This is a genomic window from Blautia sp. HCP3S3_G3 (assembly GCF_052063365.1).
Taxonomy (GTDB): domain Bacteria; phylum Bacillota; class Clostridia; order Lachnospirales; family Lachnospiraceae; genus Blautia_A.
The window spans coordinates 43,712-63,679 of record NZ_JBQHXR010000015.1; the positions used below are offsets into that span (position 1 = coordinate 43,712).

At 44.7% G+C, this 19,968-nt stretch carries 18 protein-coding genes and 3 pseudogenes; 7 read left to right on the forward strand and 14 right to left on the reverse strand.

All coding sequences use genetic code 11. The features are described 5' to 3' along the window. Positions 1–209: 209 nt before the first annotated feature. From dnaB to ACTNEW_RS12075, 10 genes are all read right to left on the reverse strand, one after another. The gene (dnaB, locus tag ACTNEW_RS12030) at positions 210–1,538 is read right to left on the reverse strand and encodes a replicative DNA helicase (protein ID WP_441061277.1); all 1,329 of its coding nucleotides are present in this window, start codon (positions 1,536–1,538) and stop codon (positions 210–212) included. Between the two features lie 2 nt (positions 1,539–1,540). After that, entirely contained in the window at positions 1,541–1,987 is a 447-nt protein-coding gene (gene rplI / locus ACTNEW_RS12035; protein ID WP_441061280.1) for a 50S ribosomal protein L9, read from the reverse strand. After that, positions 1,987–4,038 (reverse strand): DHH family phosphoesterase, encoded by a 2,052-nt coding sequence (locus ACTNEW_RS12040; protein ID WP_441061283.1) that lies wholly within the window; start codon positions 4,036–4,038, stop codon positions 1,987–1,989. Before ACTNEW_RS12040 ends, rplI begins: the two co-directional genes overlap by 1 nt. 128 nt (positions 4,039–4,166) lie before the next feature. Beyond that, entirely contained in the window at positions 4,167–4,433 is a 267-nt protein-coding gene (rpsR, locus tag ACTNEW_RS12045; RefSeq protein ID WP_441061286.1) for a 30S ribosomal protein S18, read from the reverse strand. Positions 4,434–4,486: 53 nt separating this feature from the next. Next, on the reverse strand, positions 4,487–4,942 hold the full coding sequence (locus ACTNEW_RS12050; protein ID WP_441061288.1) for a single-stranded DNA-binding protein: 456 nt from the start codon (positions 4,940–4,942) through the stop codon (positions 4,487–4,489). A gap of 74 nt (positions 4,943–5,016) precedes the next feature. Continuing rightward, positions 5,017–5,304: a 30S ribosomal protein S6 gene (gene rpsF / locus ACTNEW_RS12055; protein ID WP_441061291.1), complete on the reverse strand. Its 288-nt coding sequence runs from the start codon at positions 5,302–5,304 to the stop codon at positions 5,017–5,019. A gap of 230 nt (positions 5,305–5,534) precedes the next feature. Next, complete coding sequence (locus ACTNEW_RS12060) at positions 5,535–5,726, reverse strand: DUF951 domain-containing protein (protein WP_441061294.1); 192 nt, start codon at positions 5,724–5,726, stop codon at positions 5,535–5,537. Positions 5,727–5,799: 73 nt separating this feature from the next. Next, on the reverse strand, positions 5,800–6,528 hold the full coding sequence (locus ACTNEW_RS12065; protein ID WP_441061296.1) for an NAD-dependent protein deacylase: 729 nt from the start codon (positions 6,526–6,528) through the stop codon (positions 5,800–5,802). Positions 6,529–6,623: 95 nt separating this feature from the next. After that, positions 6,624–7,457, reverse strand: a complete 834-nt coding sequence (gene srtB / locus ACTNEW_RS12070; RefSeq protein ID WP_441061298.1) for a class B sortase — start codon at positions 7,455–7,457, stop codon at positions 6,624–6,626. Between the two features lie 307 nt (positions 7,458–7,764). After that, positions 7,765–8,052: an acylphosphatase gene (locus ACTNEW_RS12075; RefSeq protein WP_441061317.1), complete on the reverse strand. Its 288-nt coding sequence runs from the start codon at positions 8,050–8,052 to the stop codon at positions 7,765–7,767. Positions 8,053–8,402: 350 nt separating this feature from the next. Here ACTNEW_RS12075 and ACTNEW_RS12080 point away from each other — a divergent pair, with 350 nt between their 5' ends. The 5 genes from ACTNEW_RS12080 (at position 8,403) to arcC (ending at position 14,996) form a co-directional block, all read left to right on the forward strand. Then, positions 8,403–9,635, forward strand: a complete 1,233-nt coding sequence (locus ACTNEW_RS12080) for a 6-phosphofructokinase (RefSeq protein WP_441061301.1) — start codon at positions 8,403–8,405, stop codon at positions 9,633–9,635. Positions 9,636–10,021: 386 nt separating this feature from the next. Beyond that, complete coding sequence (gene dpaL / locus ACTNEW_RS12085) at positions 10,022–11,263, forward strand: diaminopropionate ammonia-lyase (protein WP_441061303.1); 1,242 nt, start codon at positions 10,022–10,024, stop codon at positions 11,261–11,263. A 125-nt stretch (positions 11,264–11,388) separates the two neighbouring features. Next, positions 11,389–12,702: a YgeY family selenium metabolism-linked hydrolase gene (locus tag ACTNEW_RS12090; protein WP_441061304.1), complete on the forward strand. Its 1,314-nt coding sequence runs from the start codon at positions 11,389–11,391 to the stop codon at positions 12,700–12,702. Between the two features lie 134 nt (positions 12,703–12,836). Further along, entirely contained in the window at positions 12,837–14,030 is a 1,194-nt protein-coding gene (gene ygeW / locus ACTNEW_RS12095; protein WP_441061306.1) for a knotted carbamoyltransferase YgeW, read from the forward strand. 18 nt (positions 14,031–14,048) lie between these two features. Next, a complete protein-coding gene (arcC, locus tag ACTNEW_RS12100; RefSeq protein ID WP_441061320.1) occupies positions 14,049–14,996 on the forward strand; it encodes a carbamate kinase in 948 nt (315 codons plus the stop codon). 16 nt (positions 14,997–15,012) lie between these two features. Here the strand turns inward: arcC and ACTNEW_RS12105 are convergent. Then, positions 15,013–15,057: pseudogene (locus ACTNEW_RS12105) on the reverse strand (hypothetical protein); the annotation flags it as partial. Then, positions 15,054–15,104: pseudogene (locus ACTNEW_RS12110) on the reverse strand (hypothetical protein); the annotation flags it as partial. The pseudogenes ACTNEW_RS12110 and ACTNEW_RS12105, both read right to left, overlap by 4 nt. Between ACTNEW_RS12110 and ACTNEW_RS12115 the strand changes: the two are divergent. Beyond that, entirely contained in the window at positions 15,090–15,497 is a 408-nt protein-coding gene (locus tag ACTNEW_RS12115) for a DUF6783 domain-containing protein (protein WP_441061323.1), read from the forward strand. The pseudogene ACTNEW_RS12110 and the gene ACTNEW_RS12115 sit on opposite strands and share 15 nt — an antisense overlap. A gap of 258 nt (positions 15,498–15,755) precedes the next feature. Here the strand turns inward: ACTNEW_RS12115 and ACTNEW_RS12120 are convergent. Then, positions 15,756–16,313 (reverse strand): annotated as a pseudogene (locus ACTNEW_RS12120) (class II aldolase/adducin family protein); the annotation flags it as partial. Between the two features lie 278 nt (positions 16,314–16,591). Between ACTNEW_RS12120 and ACTNEW_RS12125 the strand changes: the two are divergent. Next, positions 16,592–16,795 carry a helix-turn-helix domain-containing protein gene (locus ACTNEW_RS12125; protein ID WP_441061308.1) on the forward strand — a complete coding sequence of 68 codons (204 nt, stop codon included), beginning with the start codon at positions 16,592–16,594 and terminating at the stop codon, positions 16,793–16,795. Between the two features lie 17 nt (positions 16,796–16,812). On the opposite strand, the gene ACTNEW_RS12130 is transcribed toward ACTNEW_RS12125, so the two are convergent. Beyond that, the gene (locus ACTNEW_RS12130) at positions 16,813–18,654 is read right to left on the reverse strand and encodes a S8 family peptidase (RefSeq protein ID WP_441061311.1); all 1,842 of its coding nucleotides are present in this window, start codon (positions 18,652–18,654) and stop codon (positions 16,813–16,815) included. Positions 18,655–19,968 lie beyond the last annotated feature (1,314 nt).

Genomic DNA, 19,968 nt, shown 5'->3' on the forward strand with positions numbered 1-19,968 from the left:
CGACGGAATATACAACAGAACATCGTAAAAATCGAATCAAGATAAGCGGTTCCAATCATAGAATAACTCCCGAGATGCTGCATCGCCTGTTGCATAAACATCAGCGACACACCCGAACACCAGAAAAAGGGAAATTTCCCAGATATCCTTCCATATCTGAGAAATTTCCCTTTTTACCGTATGGCACTTTTTCTTCCTGCTATACGGCACTATTTCTTCATATTTACGAACTGCGTATATCTCGGCAGCCATACCAGTTCCACAGTTCCGATCGGACCGTTTCTCTGTTTGGCTATGATGATTTCCGCAATATCCTTCTTCTCTGTATCTTTGTGATAATAATCATCTCGATAGATAAACATGACCACATCCGCATCCTGCTCAATGGCTCCGGATTCTCGCAGGTCCGAAAGCATCGGACGGTGATCCGGCCGCTGTTCTACTGCACGGCTCAGCTGAGAAAGCGCAATAACCGGCACATCCAGTTCCCTGGCAAGTGCCTTCAGAGAACGGGAAATATCGGAAATCTCCTGCTGTCTGGAATCGCTCTTGCCGCTTCCGCTCATGAGCTGAAGATAGTCGATCATAATAATTCCAAGATTATGTTCCAGCTTGTATTTCCTGCATTTGGAACGGAGCTCCGCAATGGAAATACCGGGAGTATCATCGATGATCAGATTGGAACGCCCGATGATATCCGCCCCTTCTACCAGCTTCGTCCAGTCCTCATCCTTGAGATTACCGGTACGCATATTCTGGGAATCCACATGGGATTCCATGGCAAGAAGACGGTTCACCAGCTGCTCCTTGGACATTTCCAGACTGAAAATAGCAACAGTCACATTCTTGCGAAAAGCCATATACTGCGCAATATTCAGAACAAACGCCGTCTTTCCCATGGAAGGACGGGCAGCGATCAGCACCAGATCCGATGCGTGCATGCCGGATGTCTTATAATCCAAATCCACAAATCCTGTAGGAATACCGGTAACACTTCCTTTCAGCTTGGAAGCCTTTTCAATGTTGTTAATGGCATTCAGTACGACCTGCTGGATTGGTACATAATCACCGCCGACATTTCTTTGGAGAATGTTAAAGAGTTTTTTCTCCGACTCCTCCATGATCACTTCCGTACTGTCTTTCTCAAGATAACAGGTGTTGGCAACCTCTTCCGCGGCCTTGATCAGGCGACGCAGAAGAGCCTTCTCGCTGACAATATTGGCATAATATTTCACATTGGCAGATGTAGGCACAGCGGCGATCAGCTCGCGGACATACTCCATACTGCTGATATCCGGCGGCAGCTCTTTCTCTTTCAGACGGTTCTGAAGAGTCACAAGGTCTACCGGTTTGCCTTCATTACAAAGTTCCACCATGGCATCAAAAATAATCCCATACTGGTTCTGATAAAAATCATCGCTGGTGAGAATCTCAGATGCAATCAGGATCGCGTCACGGTCCAGGATCATGGAACCGATAACCGACTGCTCCGCCTCAATGCTGTGAGGCAGGATTCGTTTGATCAGCGCTTCTTCCATACTTACGCTTCCTTAACCCATACTTTCAGGCTTCCGGTTACCTTCGGATGCAGACGTACCGGAACCTGTGTCACGCCAAGATTCCTGATCGGGCTTGGCAGCTGCAGTTTCTTCTTGTCAATATCCAGATTCAGCTGTGACTTGGCAGCTTCAGAAATTTCCTTCGTAGAAATGGAGCCGAAGGTTTTGCCGCCTTCACCGACCTTCAGAGTCAGGATAATCTCCTTGCTTTCCAGTTCTTTCGCAAAAGCCTGCGCAGCTTCCAGATTTTCCTGCGCCACCTTTTCCGCATTGGCTTTCTGGAGTTTCAGATCATTGAGATTCTTCGGAGTTGCTTCTAATCCCAGCTTCTTCGGCAGGATCATGTTGCGTGCATAACCGTCACTGACATTTACGATCTCGCCTTTTTTGCCGAGAGATTTTACATCTTCTAATAAAATTACTTTCATTATTTCAATTCCCCTTCCTGGTATAATTCATCTATAATGGCTTTCAGCATGTCTTCCACTTCATCCTCGGAAGCCTTCACCTGCGCTCCCGCAATATTGATATGACCGCCTCCGCCCATTTTTTCCATCATTACCTGGACGTTGATCTCATCGATTGCCCTGGCACTGATATATACTTCATGATTGTAGCTGGTCAGTACAAAAGAAGCCTTCACTCCTGCAATATTCAGAAGTTCATTGGCTGCCTGCGCACCTACGACGGTCGGACTTTCCAGCCCTTCGCTCGGGCATCTGGCAATGGCAAAATAACTCCTGTAAATATCTGCTGTACGGACAGCCTCTGCCCGGGCTTTGTAGGAATCGATATTATCCCGCAGCATTTTGCGCACACGGGTCATATCTGCACCGCTTCTGCGGAGAAAAGCTGCCGCCTCAAACGTACGCACGCCTGCACGGGTGATAAAGTTATTGGTATCAATCAGAATACCTGCATAAATACAGTCCGCTTCAATATTACGCAGACGAAGGTCGTCTGAAAAATACTGAAGAATTTCCGCAACCATCTCACAGGTAGAAGATGCATACGGTTCCACATAGGACAAAACTGCATTCTGAATCACTTCATTACCCCGTCTGTGATGGTCAAGAACCACTATCGTCTTCGTCATATAAAGAAGATCCTGACATTCCGTATAACTCGGTTTATTTGTATCCACAACCACCACTGCAGTATTATTATCCACCAGATCCCTGGCCTGATCACCGTCTATAAACATGGACGGTTCATAATCCGGGTTATTCATATATCCCGCCATCAACGGGCGGATAGAGGCTGACGGATCATTCACTACAATATGAACAGGCTTGCCAAGTGTCTTACCTGCACGGTAAATACCGATTGCCGCACCAAGAGCGTCCACATCTGTAATTTTGTGCCCCATAACGACCACACGGTCTTTCGTACTCATAAATTCCTTCAGGGCCTGGGCTTTCACTCTGGCTTTGACACGGGTAGTCTTCTCCACCTGCTGTGCCTTGCCGCCAAAATAAGTAATACTGTTGCCGTTTTTGATCACTACCTGATCACCGCCGCGGCCAAGCGCCATTTCGATAGCAATCCGGGAATATTCATAATTCTGAAGATAAGTCCCGCCGTTCAGGCCGATACCGATGCTTAAGGTCACAGCCATTTCATTACCGATATTGACGGTCTTCACCTCATCAAGAATATGGAACCGCTGCTCCTTCAGAGCCTCCAGAGAGCTCTGACGCATAATGAGGAAATATTTATCCTTCTCCAGCTTACGCACCAAACCGTCAAAATTGGAGAAATACTTGGTAATCTTACGGTCGATCAGCGCGATGAGCAGAGAACGACGCACATCCTCCACACTCTCCAGTGCTTCTTCATAATTATCCAGATATGCCAGAGCAACAACCAGCTTGTTATCCTCATTCTTCTGGATATATTCTTTCAGCTCTGTCTCATCATAAAAATACATGGCAATCAGGCTGACATTCTCGGAATCTCCCTCCAGCATTTCTGTCTGATCGATCACATCACGCAGAGAAACACGCTGCATGGAAACCCGATAGATCCGCTCTTCGAATTCCGTACTGATTTCTGTGATTTCTTTTCCATTCTGGGAGGGAAGCTTATCTGCGGTAATATCCGGAAAAATCGTGCTGATATTCTTTTTATAAAACTGATCCTTACCAGTGATCTCAGAAAAAATCTTATTCGTCCAGATCAGTTTTCCTTCCATATCCATGATCGCGTAAGGCAGAGCCAGCTCATCCAGGATTCTTTTTTCCAACAGATCATACTGGTTGGCAAAAGCGACCAATTCATTGAGTATCTGCGGTTTTGTGCGCCGGAAAAGTGCTGATGCGATGCCGATATAGAGCAAAAGCCCGGCAGACATCACCAGACCGGCCTTGATGTCTGCAAAATAGACCAGCACATTCAACACGATCAGCATAATGGATAAATACAGAGGCCACCGTACAAAACTGCCCATCCGTCCTTTTAATTTCAGTTTATCATTCATAGTTTTTACCGTTCCTAAAAAAGTCAACTGGAAACTAAAGTTTATTATATCAGACTTGCACAAATAATACCATATCTACTGTAAAAAAATCACCGCCACCCACACGGGATGACGGTGTTCCTCTTGAATTAGTCCTGAACGTACGGCATCAGGGAAAGATGACGTGCTCTCTTGATTGCTACTGTCAGAGCTCTCTGATGTTTTGCACAGTTTCCTGTGATTCTTCTCGGAAGGATTTTGCCTCTTTCAGAAACATATTTTCTTAATTTTGCTACATCCTTGTAATCAATTTCGTTGTTCTCTTTGCCGCAGAATACGCAAACTTTTTTTCTCTTGCGGCCGCCTCTTCTCTTCATTGGAGAGTCTGGTCTTTCACCTCTATTGTTGTAAGCCATGATGGTTTCCTCCTATCTTATTTTCAGTTATGTGCTAAAAAACTACTGGTTTTTTAGATGAAAGGCAATTCTTCATCAATTCCATCCGGAATATTCATAAAGCCGTCTGCACTTGCTGCACTCGGGCTCGGCATGGACGGTTCTGCACTCCGCTGCTGTGGATGAGATGCTGCATAGTTATCACTGGCAGCCTTGCTCTCAGCAAACTCCTGATCCTCCACAACCACTTCTGTGGTATACACCTTCTGTCCATCTCTGTTGGTATAGCTGCCGGTCTGGATACGTCCGGTGATTGCTATCTTCAAGCCCTGACGGAAATATTTCTCAGCAAACTCTGCACTGCGGCCAAAAGCCACACAGTTGATAAAATCAGCGCTTGCTTCTCCATCGCGACGGAATCTTCTGTCTACAGCCAGTGTGTATCTGGCAATTGCCAATGCATTTTCTCCTGCGGAATATCTCACCTCAGGATCTCTTGTTAAGCGTCCCATTAAAATGACTTTGTTCATGTTTTTACCTCTTTTTCTGATTCAGTGAACGGGTTCTTAATGGTGCTTTCTAAAATCCAATGACTGTATAAAGATTATGCGTCTTTGCGAACGACTAAATATCTTAATACGTTGTCCATGATGCGTACATGTCTTTCTACTTCTGCAGGACATGTTGCGTCTGCTTCGAACTGAATAAAGTAGTAGAAGCCTTCATGCATTTTCTGAATTTCGTAAGCTAATTTTCTCTTACCCCATTCTTCTACTTCTGTGATTGTACCATTGTAACGGGTGATGTAGCCTTTTGCTTTTTCTACAACTGCTTCACGAACCTCGTCTTCAACTTTGGCACTCACAACTAATGCTAACTCGTACTTGTTCATGCTTTCTTACCTCCTTGTGGTCTTCATGGCCCTTTGCCTGTACAAAGAGCAAGGATAAATATATCACGATTGTTGATTTTAGCATATTTCCCGTGGTCTGTAAAGCACTATTTCTGATTTTTTTCAATTTTTTACAAATCCGGTACTCTTCCTGTTTTTGATAAATCATGCTTCCGATACTTATACTTATTATTCAGTTTTCATAACTACTATTTTAAGTATTTTTCTAATTATGCTTCTGATTTTTTTAAATTTCTGGTATTTTTTTCCACCATTTTGCGGGGTACCATGATCTGGTGTCCGCATCCCAGACATTTCAGGCGGAAATCTGCTCCCACACGAAGGATCTCCCACTCCTTACTGCCGCAGGGATGGCCTTTTTTCAATGTTACGATATCTCCTACTTCATAGATAAAATTCATGTATCTCTCTCCCTCAGGACTACTGTTTTGCTGTATATCGATTACCCGGCAGCTCTTTACATACAGAACTGCTTCATTCAGAAACCGTTATTTGAGAAAACACCTGCCCGATGGGTTCCTGGATCAGCAGATCTGCATAACGGTCGCGTGGTGTCGGTGATTTATTGATCACCACCAGATGTTCTCCCCGGAAATAATCGATCAGACTGGCTGCCGGATAAACGGCAAGGGAAGTTCCGCCAATGATCAGTACCTGTGCCTGAGAAATCGCCCGGACAGATTCACTGATCGTATCATTATCCAGTCCTTCCTCGTAGAGAACCACATCCGGTTTGATCATGCCGCCGCATTCACAGCGCGGAACACCTTCGGAATGCTTCATATAGGAAAAATCATAGAATTTCCCGCATTTCATGCAATAATTGCGGTAAACACTTCCATGAAGCTCCAGCACCTTCTTGCTTCCTGCCATCTGATGCAGGTTATCAATGTTCTGTGTGATCACCGCCTTCAGCTTGCCTGCACGCTCCAGTTCTGCCAGTTTCAGATGCGCTGCATTAGGTTTCGCCGTATCACACAGCATCTTGTCCTGATAAAAACGATAAAACTCTTCCGGTCTTCTCATGAAAAACGTATGGCTCAGAATCGTTTCCGGCGGAAAATCATATTTCTGATTATAAAGTCCGTCCTGGGAACGGAAATCCGGAATCCCGCTTTCCGTAGACACACCTGCTCCGCCAAAAAATACGATATTATCATATTTGTCGATCAGCTCCTGCAGTCTTGCAATTTCATCTGCCATAACAGTCCCTCCCGTTTTTGTTTCATTAAGTTATCAATTTTTTCATGATTTTTTATAGGTATTTACCCCAATAAATATTCCAATCTTTGCCTGAGTTACTGTTGATTTACATCAAGCTCGTCGCATCTTCGACCCTGCACTACAAATCGTGTGGACTGATTTCCTGTACAGGTAGAAAGTGTCACAATCTTATCCATCATATCCAAATCACCGGCGTTTGTTTCAATTTCCGAACGGCTGACAATCGTCTTCAGATAATCCTCAAATTCCTGCCCGGGGCCTTTGAACAATGTATAGGTATCGCTGTTCACACCGGTGGTATACGCAGAAATAATCTCATAGCGATACGTCTTATCCGGCGTAAAGAGCCAGAAATATTTACTCTTTTTATATGTTTCCGGATCCTGGCTGAACTTCTTCAGCTGTCCGAACATGGAACCGTTTTTCATATTATGCCCGTAAACCAGCGTATTGCAGTCACTGAAATCTCTGCTGTTCTCATAATCAATAAAAATCGTTCCCGCAAAATTGTAATTTTTCTCATAAGTCATGTGGAGATACGTGTCATTATCCTCCCCTTTCACGATTGGATAACTGACATCGTCCAGCGCTTCCACATAAATCCAGCCGATCACATCATCATTTACAGCCTTCAGGCTGGCAAAATCAATTTCCATAGGAGCCACCAGAGACGGTCCCTGATTTTCTCCGCCGGCTTCCTCACTCAGTTCATCCGGATCGCGGTTTGTTACCGCCATCTGCTCAATCTGATTATACTCATCCGTACCTTTTTTGTATTCTGTATAAATATGGTAAAGATTATATGCTGCAAAAACAAAAACACCGATTGCGATCAGAAGAATGATCGTCAGCAAAATATCCGCGAATGTTTTCTTTTTTTTCTTCTTAACAGGTTTCTTTTCTGCCATGAACTGCTCCTTTCCATAATGACACGCCTTTTTATGTAACTGATGTGATACTGTGTGTTTTTTGCAAGCACTTTTTATACATTATTGCATATCCAAATTGAACATAATTGCAATGAAGATACTTGTGCTGCACTTCGTTTCTTTATATACGTACTTTATATTCTACTTCTTCCATGTACTGATGCTGTATTCTGTTTTTTATAAAACAGGTCTGATACACAAGGTATCAGACCTTTCGTTCATCATAATCCAATGAAGATTTTTTGTCAATGAACAGAGGGAAATGGCAGGAATGAATTTCCAAACCCTAATACCCACGCACAAAAAAACTCCGTTCCTCCGGATCCACGGGAATTTCCTTCATGTCCATATTTTCTATATTTACAAACGTTCCCGCATTGATTCTGCGAATCATCTGCCGGATATCTTCCCTTCTGCCCTGTACTTCCATCCGCACCGTATCATCCCATTCATTTTGCACCCATCCGGTAAGTCCCAGGCCATCCGCCGCATATTTCGCCCTGTAACGAAATCCAACGCCCTGGACGCGGCCGTAAAAGGTGATACTCATGCGGATTATTTTATTGTTTTCCATGTCCATAACAAAACCGTCCTTCAATTATCCATGTACAGCTTGTATATTTGCAATCGCTGCTCCAATAACTTCCCTTCTCAGCATATTCAATCCAATAGTTGCCTATTTCACGCGTTGCATCATATCCATTCCTCCTGTTCAGATCCCGCCGAGGAATTCTATATTCTCATTATAAGGATATTTTCCTTCTTTTTCAATTACGAATTATTTCTGTTTATATCGAAGAAATAACAATTTTTACTTCCCTGTACTTTTCCCTCCCGAACGATAGCCAAACTATCCTGTCCTGTGTTATACTAGGTATATCATGGATTTCAGTATTCCAACATACAACTTTAGGAGGTATTTTTATGTCGAAAAAGAACCTGATTGTCGGGCAGTCCGGCGGACCAACCGCGGTGATCAACAGCAGTCTTTACGGTGTCGTTTCTGAAGGATTTGCACATCCGGAAGCGATTGAACATGTTTATGGTATGATAAATGGAATTGAAGGATTTCTTAATGGAACCACCCTGGATTTTGCAGAGGCTCTTCCCGGAGAGAAACTGGAATATCTGAAACATACGCCTGGCGCTTACCTTGGTTCCTGCCGCTATAAACTTCCGGAATCACTGGAAGACCCGGTATATCCTCTTCTTTTCCGTAAATTCGAAGAAATGAATATCGGATGGTTTTTCTACATCGGCGGCAACGACTCCATGGATACCGTAAGTAAGCTTTCCCGCTATGCAGAGAGAACCGGCAGTTCCATCCGCGTCATCGGTGAGCCCAAGACCATTGACAACGACCTGGTTCTCACAGACCATACCCCGGGCTTCGGAAGTGCTGCCAAATACGTGGCTTCCACAGTCCGCGAAATCAGTCTGGACGCCAATGTTTACGAAAAGAAATCAGTGACCATCGTTGAGATCATGGGCCGTCATGCAGGCTGGCTGACGGCTGCCAGCGCTCTTGCGCGAAAATATCCCGGGGATAACCCAATGCTGATCTACCTTCCGGAAGTCGCTTTTGACCAGGAAGCTTTCCTTGCCAAAGTAGAAGAATCTTTTGAGAAAAACTGTAACGTCATTGTCTGTGTATCGGAGGGTATTCACGATGCACAGGGCACTTTCATCTGTGAATATGATAATTCTGTCGGTACCGATAATTTCGGTCACAAAATGCTTGCAGGCTGCGGCAAATATCTGGAAAACCTTGTCCGCTCCCGTCTCGGCGTCAAAGCCCGTTCTGTTGAGCTGAATGTCAGCCAGCGCTGCTCCGCTTCCATGCTTTCCGCCACAGACCAGCAGGAAGCTATCTCTGCAGGTACTTTTGGTGTCAAAGCCGCCCTGAAAGGCGAAACCGGCAAAATGGTTTCCTTCGTCCGCGCACAGAATGAGGATGGTTCCTACCGTATGATCTGCGGTCTCGAAGATGTCAATGCCATCTGCAATGAAGAGAAACCGGTGCCTCAGGAATGGATCATTCAGGACGGTTCCGATGTCTCCGAGGAATTCCTCAATTATGCACACCCGCTGGTACAGGGCAAAGTGGATGTCCCCCTTGGCGAAGACGGACTTCCGGTATTCGTTTATCGCAAATAAATAGAAATCATCAGCTACTTTCTAAAGAGTTTTTGAAAATTGCTTTTCACCATTCCAACAACACACTTTAAGCAATAAACAGAATTTTTGTTTACACAAATATGATTGATCATAAAATGAGCCAGGTTCTCTGATACCAGAAGGACCTGGCTCATTTTATACATAACAGAGTATAAAAATACATGTAATTTCCAACTTCCATTACCGAAATTCCCAGACAATAAACAGCATCAAAAAATATTTTTGGAAACCTAAATCATTTTTGTTTTTTTCTATTGCAATTCTAAAAATATCTGTTATGATAAAATCAAAGAGACCATTTAAAATTAAAATACAGAAACGAATCCCATCAACAATACAGCCCACCAATAAGGAGGATATGAATCATGAGTAAGACAGCACAGATTAAATGGACGCTGAATCACATCACCCCGAGTGATGACCATCAGGTAGAAAACATGTCCGTTGCAGAAATGGAGAAAGCCAGCAATTTTCACAAAAGCTTTCCTCAATATGAAGTAACTCCCCTTACTCCACTGAACAACCTGGCTGATTACCTTGGACTGAAACGTCTGTATGTCAAAGACGAAGCCTATCGTTTCGGACTGAATGCATTCAAAGTTCTGGGCGGATCCTACGCAATCGCAAGATACATTGCACAGCAGCTCGGCAAAGACGTCAGTGAACTTCCCTATCATGTACTTACTTCTGACAAACTCAGGGAAGAATTCGGTCAGGCTACGTTTTTCACCGCTACTGACGGCAATCATGGCCGCGGAATCGCATGGGCTGCCAATAAACTCCGTCAGAAATGTGTTGTCCGGATGCCGAAGGGAACTACCCGGACACGTCTGGAGAACATTGCAAAAGAAAATGCTACCGTTACCATCGAGAATCTAAATTACGATGAATGTGTCCGCATGGCTGCAAAAGAAGCGGCAGAAACCGAGCATGGAATCATGGTACAGGATACCGCATGGGAAGGATATGAAGAGATTCCCACCTGGATCATGCAGGGATATGGAACGCTTGCCATGGAAGCAGACAAGCAGCTGGAACAGGACGGAAGCCGCCCCACACATGTTTTCGTACAGGCAGGTGTCGGTTCTCTTGCCGGAGCAGTGATCGGATATTTTGCCAATCGTTTTAAAGAAAACCCGCCGGTCATGGTGGTTGTCGAAGCCAATGCGGCTGACTGCCTCTACCGTTCTGCCATGCAGGCTGACGGCAGCAGAGTCAACGTAACAGGGGATATGCTTACCATTATGGCAGGACTTGCATGTGGAGAAGCCAATACCGTTTCCTGGGATATTCTGAGAAACCATGCAAGCGCATTTGTTTCCTGTCCTGACTGGGTAAGCGCAAATGGCACACGCATTTACGGTTCTCCTCTTCGCGGCGACAGGCAGGTGATCTCCGGCGAATCCGGTTCTGTTACCATGGGACTTCTTCACGCGGTTATGACCAGACCGGAATACAAAGATCTGAAAGAAGCCCTGAAACTCGATGAAAATTCTGAAGTACTTCTTGTGTCCTCCGAAGGAGACACTGATCCGGACCGTTACCGCGAAATCGTATGGGAAGGCCTGTGCGGTTCCGACAAAGAACCATTTGCAGATATTCCGTAAATCTTTGATGAGGAATCAGGATAGAAAAAAAGAATTATTTTAAGAAAGAATTATTTTAAGAAAGAATTATTTTAATAAAGCATTATTCACCATATCCATATTCATAAAACAGGGAGGAAATTCTCATGTTAGACTATAATAAAATCAAAGAAGCCGCTCAGAGCTGCGAAAAAGAAATGACCGCATTCCTGCGTGCTATTGTCAGAAATCCGGGCGAAAGCTGTGATGAAAAAGCACATATCGATACCATTGCAGCAGAAATGAAAAAAGTCGGATTTGACGAAGTATTCATTGATCCGCAGGGAAATGTCATCGGATATATGGGAACCGGTGACCGGATCATCGCATATGATGCACATATTGATACCGTTGGTATCGGAAATATTGAGAACTGGAACTTTGACCCGTATGAAGGCTATGAAACAGACACTGAGATTGGTGGACGCGGCGTTTCAGACCAGTGCGGCGGCATCGTTTCTTCCGTATACGGCGCAAAGATTATGAAAGATCTCGGCCTTATTCCGGAAGGATGCAAAGTCATGGTAGTCGGAACTGTTCAGGAAGAAGACTGTGACGGTCTCTGCTGGCAGTACATCATCAATGAAGACAAGATTCGTCCGGAATTTGTGGTTTCCACAGAACCTACTGACGGCGGTATTTACCGAGGCCAGCGCGGACGTATGGAAATCCGTGTAGATGTCAAAGGTGTTTCCTGCCACGGATCTGCTCCGGAGCGCGGAGACAACGCCATCTACAAAATGGCTGACATTCTTCAGGATGTACGCGCCTTAAATGAAAACGATGATGCAGATGAGACCGAAATCAAAGGCCTTGTAAAAATGCTCAATCCGAAATACAACCCGGACTGGGAAGAGGCCCGTTTCCTTGGACGCGGCACTATTACCACCTCCCAGATTTTCTATACTTCCCCAAGCCGCTGCGCAGTTGCAGACTCCTGCTCTGTATCTCTTGACCGTCGTATGACTTTTGGAGAAACCTGGGAAAGCTGTCTGGACGAGATCCGTGCTCTTCCAAGTGTGAAGAAATATGGCGATGATGTGGTCGTTTCCATGTACAATTACGACCGCCCGTCCTACACCGGCTGCGTATATGAAATCGAATGTTACTTCCCGACATGGGCCATTCCGAAGGATCATGCAGTGACGAAAGCTCTGGAAGATGCCTACACCAGTCTTTACGGAGACAAACGTATCGGTGCAGAAGAAACGCTCGCAATGAGACAGGCTCGTCCGCTGACAGACAAGTGGACCTTCTCCACCAATGGTGTTTCCATTATGGGAAGAAACGGAATCCCATGCATCGGCTTTGGCCCGGGTGCAGAAGCACAGGCTCATGCACCAAACGAAAAAACATGGAAACAGGATCTGGTAACCTGCGCTGCTGTATATGCTGCACTTCCTGCATCCTATTTTAAATAAAAATGAAACATCGTACCTTTTACTGCAACGATATTTGATAATTTCACTAATACGCAAAAATGTAAACTCATATTCGGCATTTTTTAATAAACGATCCAAACTACAACAATTTATATGAGCGGAGGATTTTCTCAATGAAAACATTACAGGATTATATCGATAAATTAAATTCTTTAAACTTCAAAGACATGTATAACGGTGACTTCTTCCTTACATGGGAAAAAACGGATGACGAAATCGAAGCCGTATTCACGCTGGCAGATGCACTTCGTTACATGAGAGAGCACAACATCTCCACAAAAGTATTCGAAAGTGGTCTTGGCATCTCCCTCTTCCGTGACAATTCCACCCGTACCCGCTTCTCCTTCGCTTCTGCCTGCAACCTGTTAGGTCTGGAAGTCCAGGATCTCGATGAAGGAAAATCTCAGATTGCCCATGGTGAAACCGTTCGTGAAACAGCCAATATGATTTCCTTTATGGCTGACGTGATCGGTATCCGCGACGACATGTACATCGGCAAAGGCAACAAATACATGCATGATGTTGTTGACGCTGTAACCCAGGGCCACAACGCTGGAATTCTGGAACAGAAACCTACCCTGGTAAATCTTCAGTGTGACATTGACCATCCGACACAGGCTATGGCAGATATGCTCCATATCATCCATGAATTCGGCGGAGTAGAAAACCTGAAGGGCAAAAAACTTGCCATGACATGGGCTTATTCTCCATCCTACGGAAAACCGCTGTCTGTTCCTCAAGGCGTGATCGGTCTGATGACCCGTTTCGGAATGGATGTTGTTCTTGCTCATCCGGAAGGATATGAAGTATTTCCGGAAGTAGAAGAAGTGGCCAGAACCAACGCTGCAAAATCCGGTGGTTCCTTCACCAAAACCAACAGCATGGCAGAAGCTTTCAAAGATGCAGACATCGTATATCCGAAGAGCTGGGCTCCTTTTGCAGCCATGGAAAAACGTACAGAGCTTTATGGAAACGGTGATATGGAAGGTATCAAAGCTCTCGAAAAAGAACTTCTCGCACAGAATGCAGAACACAAGGACTGGGCATGTACCGAAGAACTTATGGCTACTACCAAAGACGGCAAAGCCCTTTATCTCCACTGCCTGCCGGCTGACATCAGCGGTGTAAGCTGCGAAACAGGCGAAGTAGACGCTTCTGTATTTGACCGTTACAGAGATCCGTTATACAAAGAAGCAAGCTACAAACCATACATCATCGCTGCCATGATCTTCCTTGCAAAATTTGCAGATCCTGCAGACATTCTGAAAAAACTGGAAGAAAAAGGCACTCCGAGAGTATTCAAATAACAAATATTGGAGCGTGTTATCATGACAAAGAAAAAACGTATTGTGATTGCTCTTGGCGGTAACGCACTTGGCAATACTCTTCCGGAACAGATGGCCGCAGTCAAAATTACTGCAAAAGCCATTGTAGATCTGATTGAAGAAGGATGTGAAGTTGTTGTTGCTCACGGCAACGGACCTCAGGTCGGCATGGTAAACAATGCCATGATTGCCCTGATGCACGAAGATCCGCAGCAGCCCAATACTCCACTTTCTGTCTGTGTTGCAATGAGCCAGGCCTATATCGGCTATGACCTGCAGAATGCACTCCGCGAAGAGCTGTTAAACAGAAATATGACGGACATTCCGGTCGCAACCATGATCACTCAGGTGCGTGTAGATCCGGATGATCCGGCTTTCCAGACCCCTTCCAAACCCATCGGCAAATTCTTCTCCAAAGAACAGGCCGATATCATGGAAGAGAAATACCATTACATTATGAAAGAAGATGCCGGTCGTGGATACCGACGTGTAGTTGCCTCCCCCAGACCGGTGGAAATTATCGAAATCGGCACCATTCGCACCATGGTAGATTCCGGAGACCTTGTCATCGCCTGTGGCGGCGGCGGCATTCCGGTCATACGCGAAAACAACCATCTGCGCGGGGCAAGTGCGGTCATTGACAAAGACTTTGCAAGCTGCCTGCTTGCCAAAGAACTGGATGCAGATTATCTCATCATCCTCACTGCTGTAGAACAGGTTGCTTTGAATTACGGAACCCCTGCTGAAAAGTGGCTCAGCGATGTTTCCGTAGAAGAAGCAAAACAATACATCCGTGAAGGACATTTTGCCCCAGGTTCCATGCTTCCAAAAGTTCAGGCAGCCGTTGACTTCGCAGAGTCCAAACCAGGTCGCACCGCCCTGATCACCCTTCTGGAAAAATCCAGAGATGCCATCCAGGGCAAAACCGGAACTGTGTTCCATCTCTAGAGTGTGTTTGAAAATTGCTTTCCGACAGATGTGCGTCACAATTTGTGGAAATTTGACTCAAATGAGGGAGGCATAGCGGGCTATGTTGACCGAATGCGAGACAAATTTCCCGCAAAGTGGAGCGTGCATATGACGGGAATGAATTTTCAAACACGCTCTAAGGCAAAACTGGAAAAAGGATGTACCAGTCAGGCTTCCAACCGCCTGTTGGTACATCCTTTTTCATTTTTACTTCTTGCTGCGGTACGCTTCTGCTTCCCAATGTGTAATAAAGTATGTAATATCATCTGTCATTTGCAGCGGACCGCCAAAGCTTTCGGCATATACTGCAAGCTTGATCGCATCTTTCACCAGGAGCTGCGCTTTTGCTGCTTTTCCCTTGTCATCTTCCATGATAAATGCGCCAACGCCCTGTACCAGAATCAGTCTTGGCTCTTTGTCATTCTCTGCCATAAAGGCATCCAGTACATTTTTTGCCTGATCAATATTTCCCACAAATAACGGGTATGGTCCGCAATACACAATGTGATCTGGAGTGAATGGCTTCAGAAGTGGTGCGGCAGCTGTCTGATCTTTTACAAAATTATCAACTTCTGCAGCTGGTACAACTTCTACAGCATGTCCCAGTAACTGAGAAAGCTTCTGTGCTGCCTGCTCTTTTTCAGCGGTAACAGCGTCGCTTACGTCAGCTGTTCTTTTTACCTGCTTTTCTAATTTTTTAATAACATCATCAAATAAAACACCAATTTCTTCTACCGTATTTGCTGCAACGAAAATTCCGTGATTCTGGAGCAAAAGAACCTGAACATCTTTTCCAAATTCTTCTTTATAAGCATTCATTTTCTCGAAACAAATGCGGGCAAGTGTGTATCCGGGCTTGCAGATGTCAATCCAAAGCACTTCTTTTCCAAGAATCTGTTCACAAAACGCCTTTCCGCCATTTCCACAGGTCAGTCCATTGACAAGAGTCGGATGAACATGAAGGACATAGGTATAGGCAAATAAATTATGGAGCAATGCTTCAACGCTTGGACGTTTGGTCTTATCCTCGTCTGTTACTGCCGCCATTACGTCTGCAAGATATGCGGATTCACGTTCCACGTCATTTTGGGGATATTCCGTTTTCATGATTTCATTCAGACGTGCTCTGCTCATTTCGACAAATTCTTCTGCCTTAATGGTGGCAAGCTGTGTACCGGAACCCTTTACGTACAGAGTAGTGTCATCTTTGACAGAAGTATTACCGCCTCCTGCCAGAACATAAGCCGGATTGCTTCCATAAGCATTTGACATTTTTACTAAAGTTGAAAGATCCATAAATTAATATTCCTCCTTTTTTATCCTTATATAGTTTTTCTATATCATTACTTCTTTGGTCAGCAAAGCATATGAATTTTCAAACACGCTCTAATACATCGAAAAATAAATGACTGGCAATAAGTGATATCGCTGGTTATTTATGATTCGATGTACTGGAACTGCTTTCTTTATATCAAAAGAAAATTACTGTATGACCATACATCCTATGACATCTCCTGTCGATTTTATATATCATACCAACTTTATAACAATTCTCTTCTTTCTTTTAAATAATAATGCATATCAGAGGAATAGTCAATAATACAGAAAACTCACAGTTTTCAATTCTTTTTCTTTTGTTACTGTTCACCGTATTCTCGATCAGACGCCTACACGAGCAGAGATTGCTCCGCCTGAAAGGGGCCATCTTCTTTGTGGCACGTAAATTCAACTGTTCCACAGCAACCATATACCGGTATTTAAGCGAAATTACAAGTTAAGATCTTTCTTCCCCATTTTATGTCAGTAACTCAAAGGTATGATACAGATCAATTTTCCCATATCCCCAGTCCGGATTGGGATATTGCATATTTTCCTCTCTCCGTGCACCTCTCTGTAAATAATTCCGGACATTATTTCCGGTAAAAAACGGTTCATTTCCCCTGATTACCGCCCATTCAAACAGCAGCGCTGCAATTCCGGCAGTCTGTGCTGCTGCCAGACTCGTTCCTGACGCGGAACCAAACCTTCCACCCGGCAATGCCACTTTCACTTCCACTCCCGGCGCAGCAAAATTCGGCTTCACCGTTCCATTCGGATTAAATCCTCTGCTCGCCAGTGGAAACAAACTCCCATCACGGTACTGATAAGCGGTCATCGTCATTCCATCCGCCGCATCTCCCGGAGAAGTAATTGTATGATAGGGCGAAGACTGCAGAAAAAAGGTATCATCCGGTATCGTCCCTGTCACCGGAAGCCACATATTAAATTCTGAACCATTCATATTTCTGCCCTGTATCTGAAATCGCCAGATTCCCGCAGCAGGATGAAGAAAACGGAAAAACACCAGCGTATTTCCGGAATAACGCTCAATCGAAACATAATTCACAAGAACCTTGGTTTCCACAAATACAAAAGAAAGCTCCTGCGTATTCCCCTGAAGCGCAGTACTTACCATCAGCGATTCTCCCGTCGGAGACTGTATTGTCACCTGAAAAAGCTCCGGAGAATTTCCCCAGAATTCCATAGAAAACTGTTTCGCCTTCTCTCCAACACGAAGTTCCACATTGTCTGTCGGCCTGTTCCGGTCAAGTTCTCCATGATAATGGTGCCTTGCCGCGCCTTCGTTTCCTGCAGCAATGGATATGGAATTCCGGAAAAAACGGGCCATATTATCCACGGTCTGACAGAGAGGACTGAAACCGTTGTGTGATCCCTTATTTGTCCCAAGACCGATACAGATAGAAAGAGGCATCTGATATCTCAGTGCACATCGTCTGGCATACGCGATTGCCAGCATGATATCATCCTCCTGAAAAATTTCCGCATCCGAAGGATAAAGATAAAATTCCCGAAGATACTGTTTTGCGGGCTTTAATTTAATTACCACCAGGGACGCATCCGGCGCTGCTCCCGAAAAATTTTCCTCTTCGATTGTTTTCCCGGCCGCTGCTCCAGCCAGCATCGTTCCGTGTCCGTTCGTATCTGTGGATGGCACAATCTCCAGCGGATTTTCCGATACCAGTGCACGGTCAATTTCTTCTTTCCGAAACACTCTGCCAAACGGCGCATTTTCACTTTCTCCCCCTGGAATCGTCTGATCCCAGATTTCCAGAATTTTACTGCTGTTTCCATACCGGAAAGCGGGATTCTGATAATCAATCCCGGAATCAATCACTGCCACCATTGTCCCCTCTCCCCGCAATTTCAGATACGGGTGATTATGAAGCCTTGTTACCCCTGACGCCTGCAGACTCTCCACATCCATGTAGGAATAACATTTGGGGATGGCATTATAGGAATAACTGTTCAATTCCACTTCCGGAACCAGTGTACTTGGCACGTAAGATACCGCATACAATTCATTGATCACCAGAAAAGTACCGTCATAATTCTCCTCAACCGGACTCTGAAACTGCTCGCTATATCTCACCAGGAAACTTTTATAATCTTCACTCTGAGCAGGGACAACGCTTTCCATTTCTATTTCCGTTCCATAAACCTCCGGCTTTTTCCGGTTTCGCCTAAAACGTTTCCAGTATGACTCGTCATATTCTTTTCCGTACTCTATTTCATATTCTTTTTCATACTCTTTTTCATACTCTTTTTCATACTCTTCATATTCTTCCATTCTTAACATTTTTCGCCATCCTGTGCGGTGAGCTTCATTTCCATACGATCTCTGCTTCTCCAACCGCAGCTCCGCACGTTCCTTTTTTTTGTTTAGATAAAACTTATGCATGATTCGTCATGTAAAGAACCATATTGCTCCTGCTTGATCTCTGTATTGACTGTCTCGGATTCTCAAACATAAATGCATGAAGACACCTCACGAAATATTTCCTCTTCGCCGTAGAACATGCCAGAAAGGCTATTTTATATTACAGAAAAATGCGGAACAATTTCCTGTAATGCAGAAAAGGACTGCACATCTCTCTCATAATGAGATACCATTCATTAGATACATGGGAAAAGCAATCTGGTGCAGATGGGTATTTTAACTTTATCGAAAGTTATATGGGAAGTCAGATAAAAGGAAGCGAAAAGCAATTTACCGTTATGAGCCTGGAATCTTTAATCATGTAATGTACGTTTTTGATGAATCAAAGTGGGCTTTAGTTCAGCAACTGTATGTGAGAATTCTTCGAGTTTTACTATGCGTATGGTTTTCTCCGGAACTTTGGTTCAGTGTGAAACACTGTGAAGTGTGATGTGAAAAACCGTACGCGAAAGAGGAACCCCTCCAGGGGCTGCGGTGACAGATACTTCCTGTTCCTGTGCAGGCTTCGGGGCTTAAGAAGTACTAAGGCTTTCCGGTTTTCGCTAAAACCGTGGACCGGATTCGTGGACTCGCCGTTGGCTCAGACAGCACAAATCCGGCCCACAACGCGAAAACCGGAAAGCCAAGTACTTCTGTTATGAAGTGACTTTTGTCAAGAGGTATATTTCAAAATAACAAACTTTTTCTTTCCTCAATTGACAATCCTCACATTTTTCTCTGACAGCATCAGGAAAGAGCCCTGATTTAACAGTTCCCGGCAGTTGGCCACTCTGTTATTCGTGGATTGGTTACCAACAGGCTAATGGTCCGCCGTGAGCTCTGCAATCTAAAAGCGTGGATCACGGTTTTACGTGCTCACATAGAAGTAACGCAGATAACCCGAACCTTGAAGTGATCACAGCTCCTTCCGGATACTGTCAGATATTTACTTTGTTACTGGCAGAAATTCTGCAGGTTACTGCTGATTTCTGCTTGATTACCTTTACCTCATGGACAGATGGCTGTCAAGGGCTTGCCGCGTCAGCGGTGCGAAGCACCCTTGACTGGCAGATGACCATGTGATATCTATGCCATCCTGTAACTGATGTTATCTGTCATCATTCCCCACACAAAACACGCCAGTTCTCTTGCGGTTGCCGCCACTGCCACATTCTTCTTTTTCCCATGCCGGAT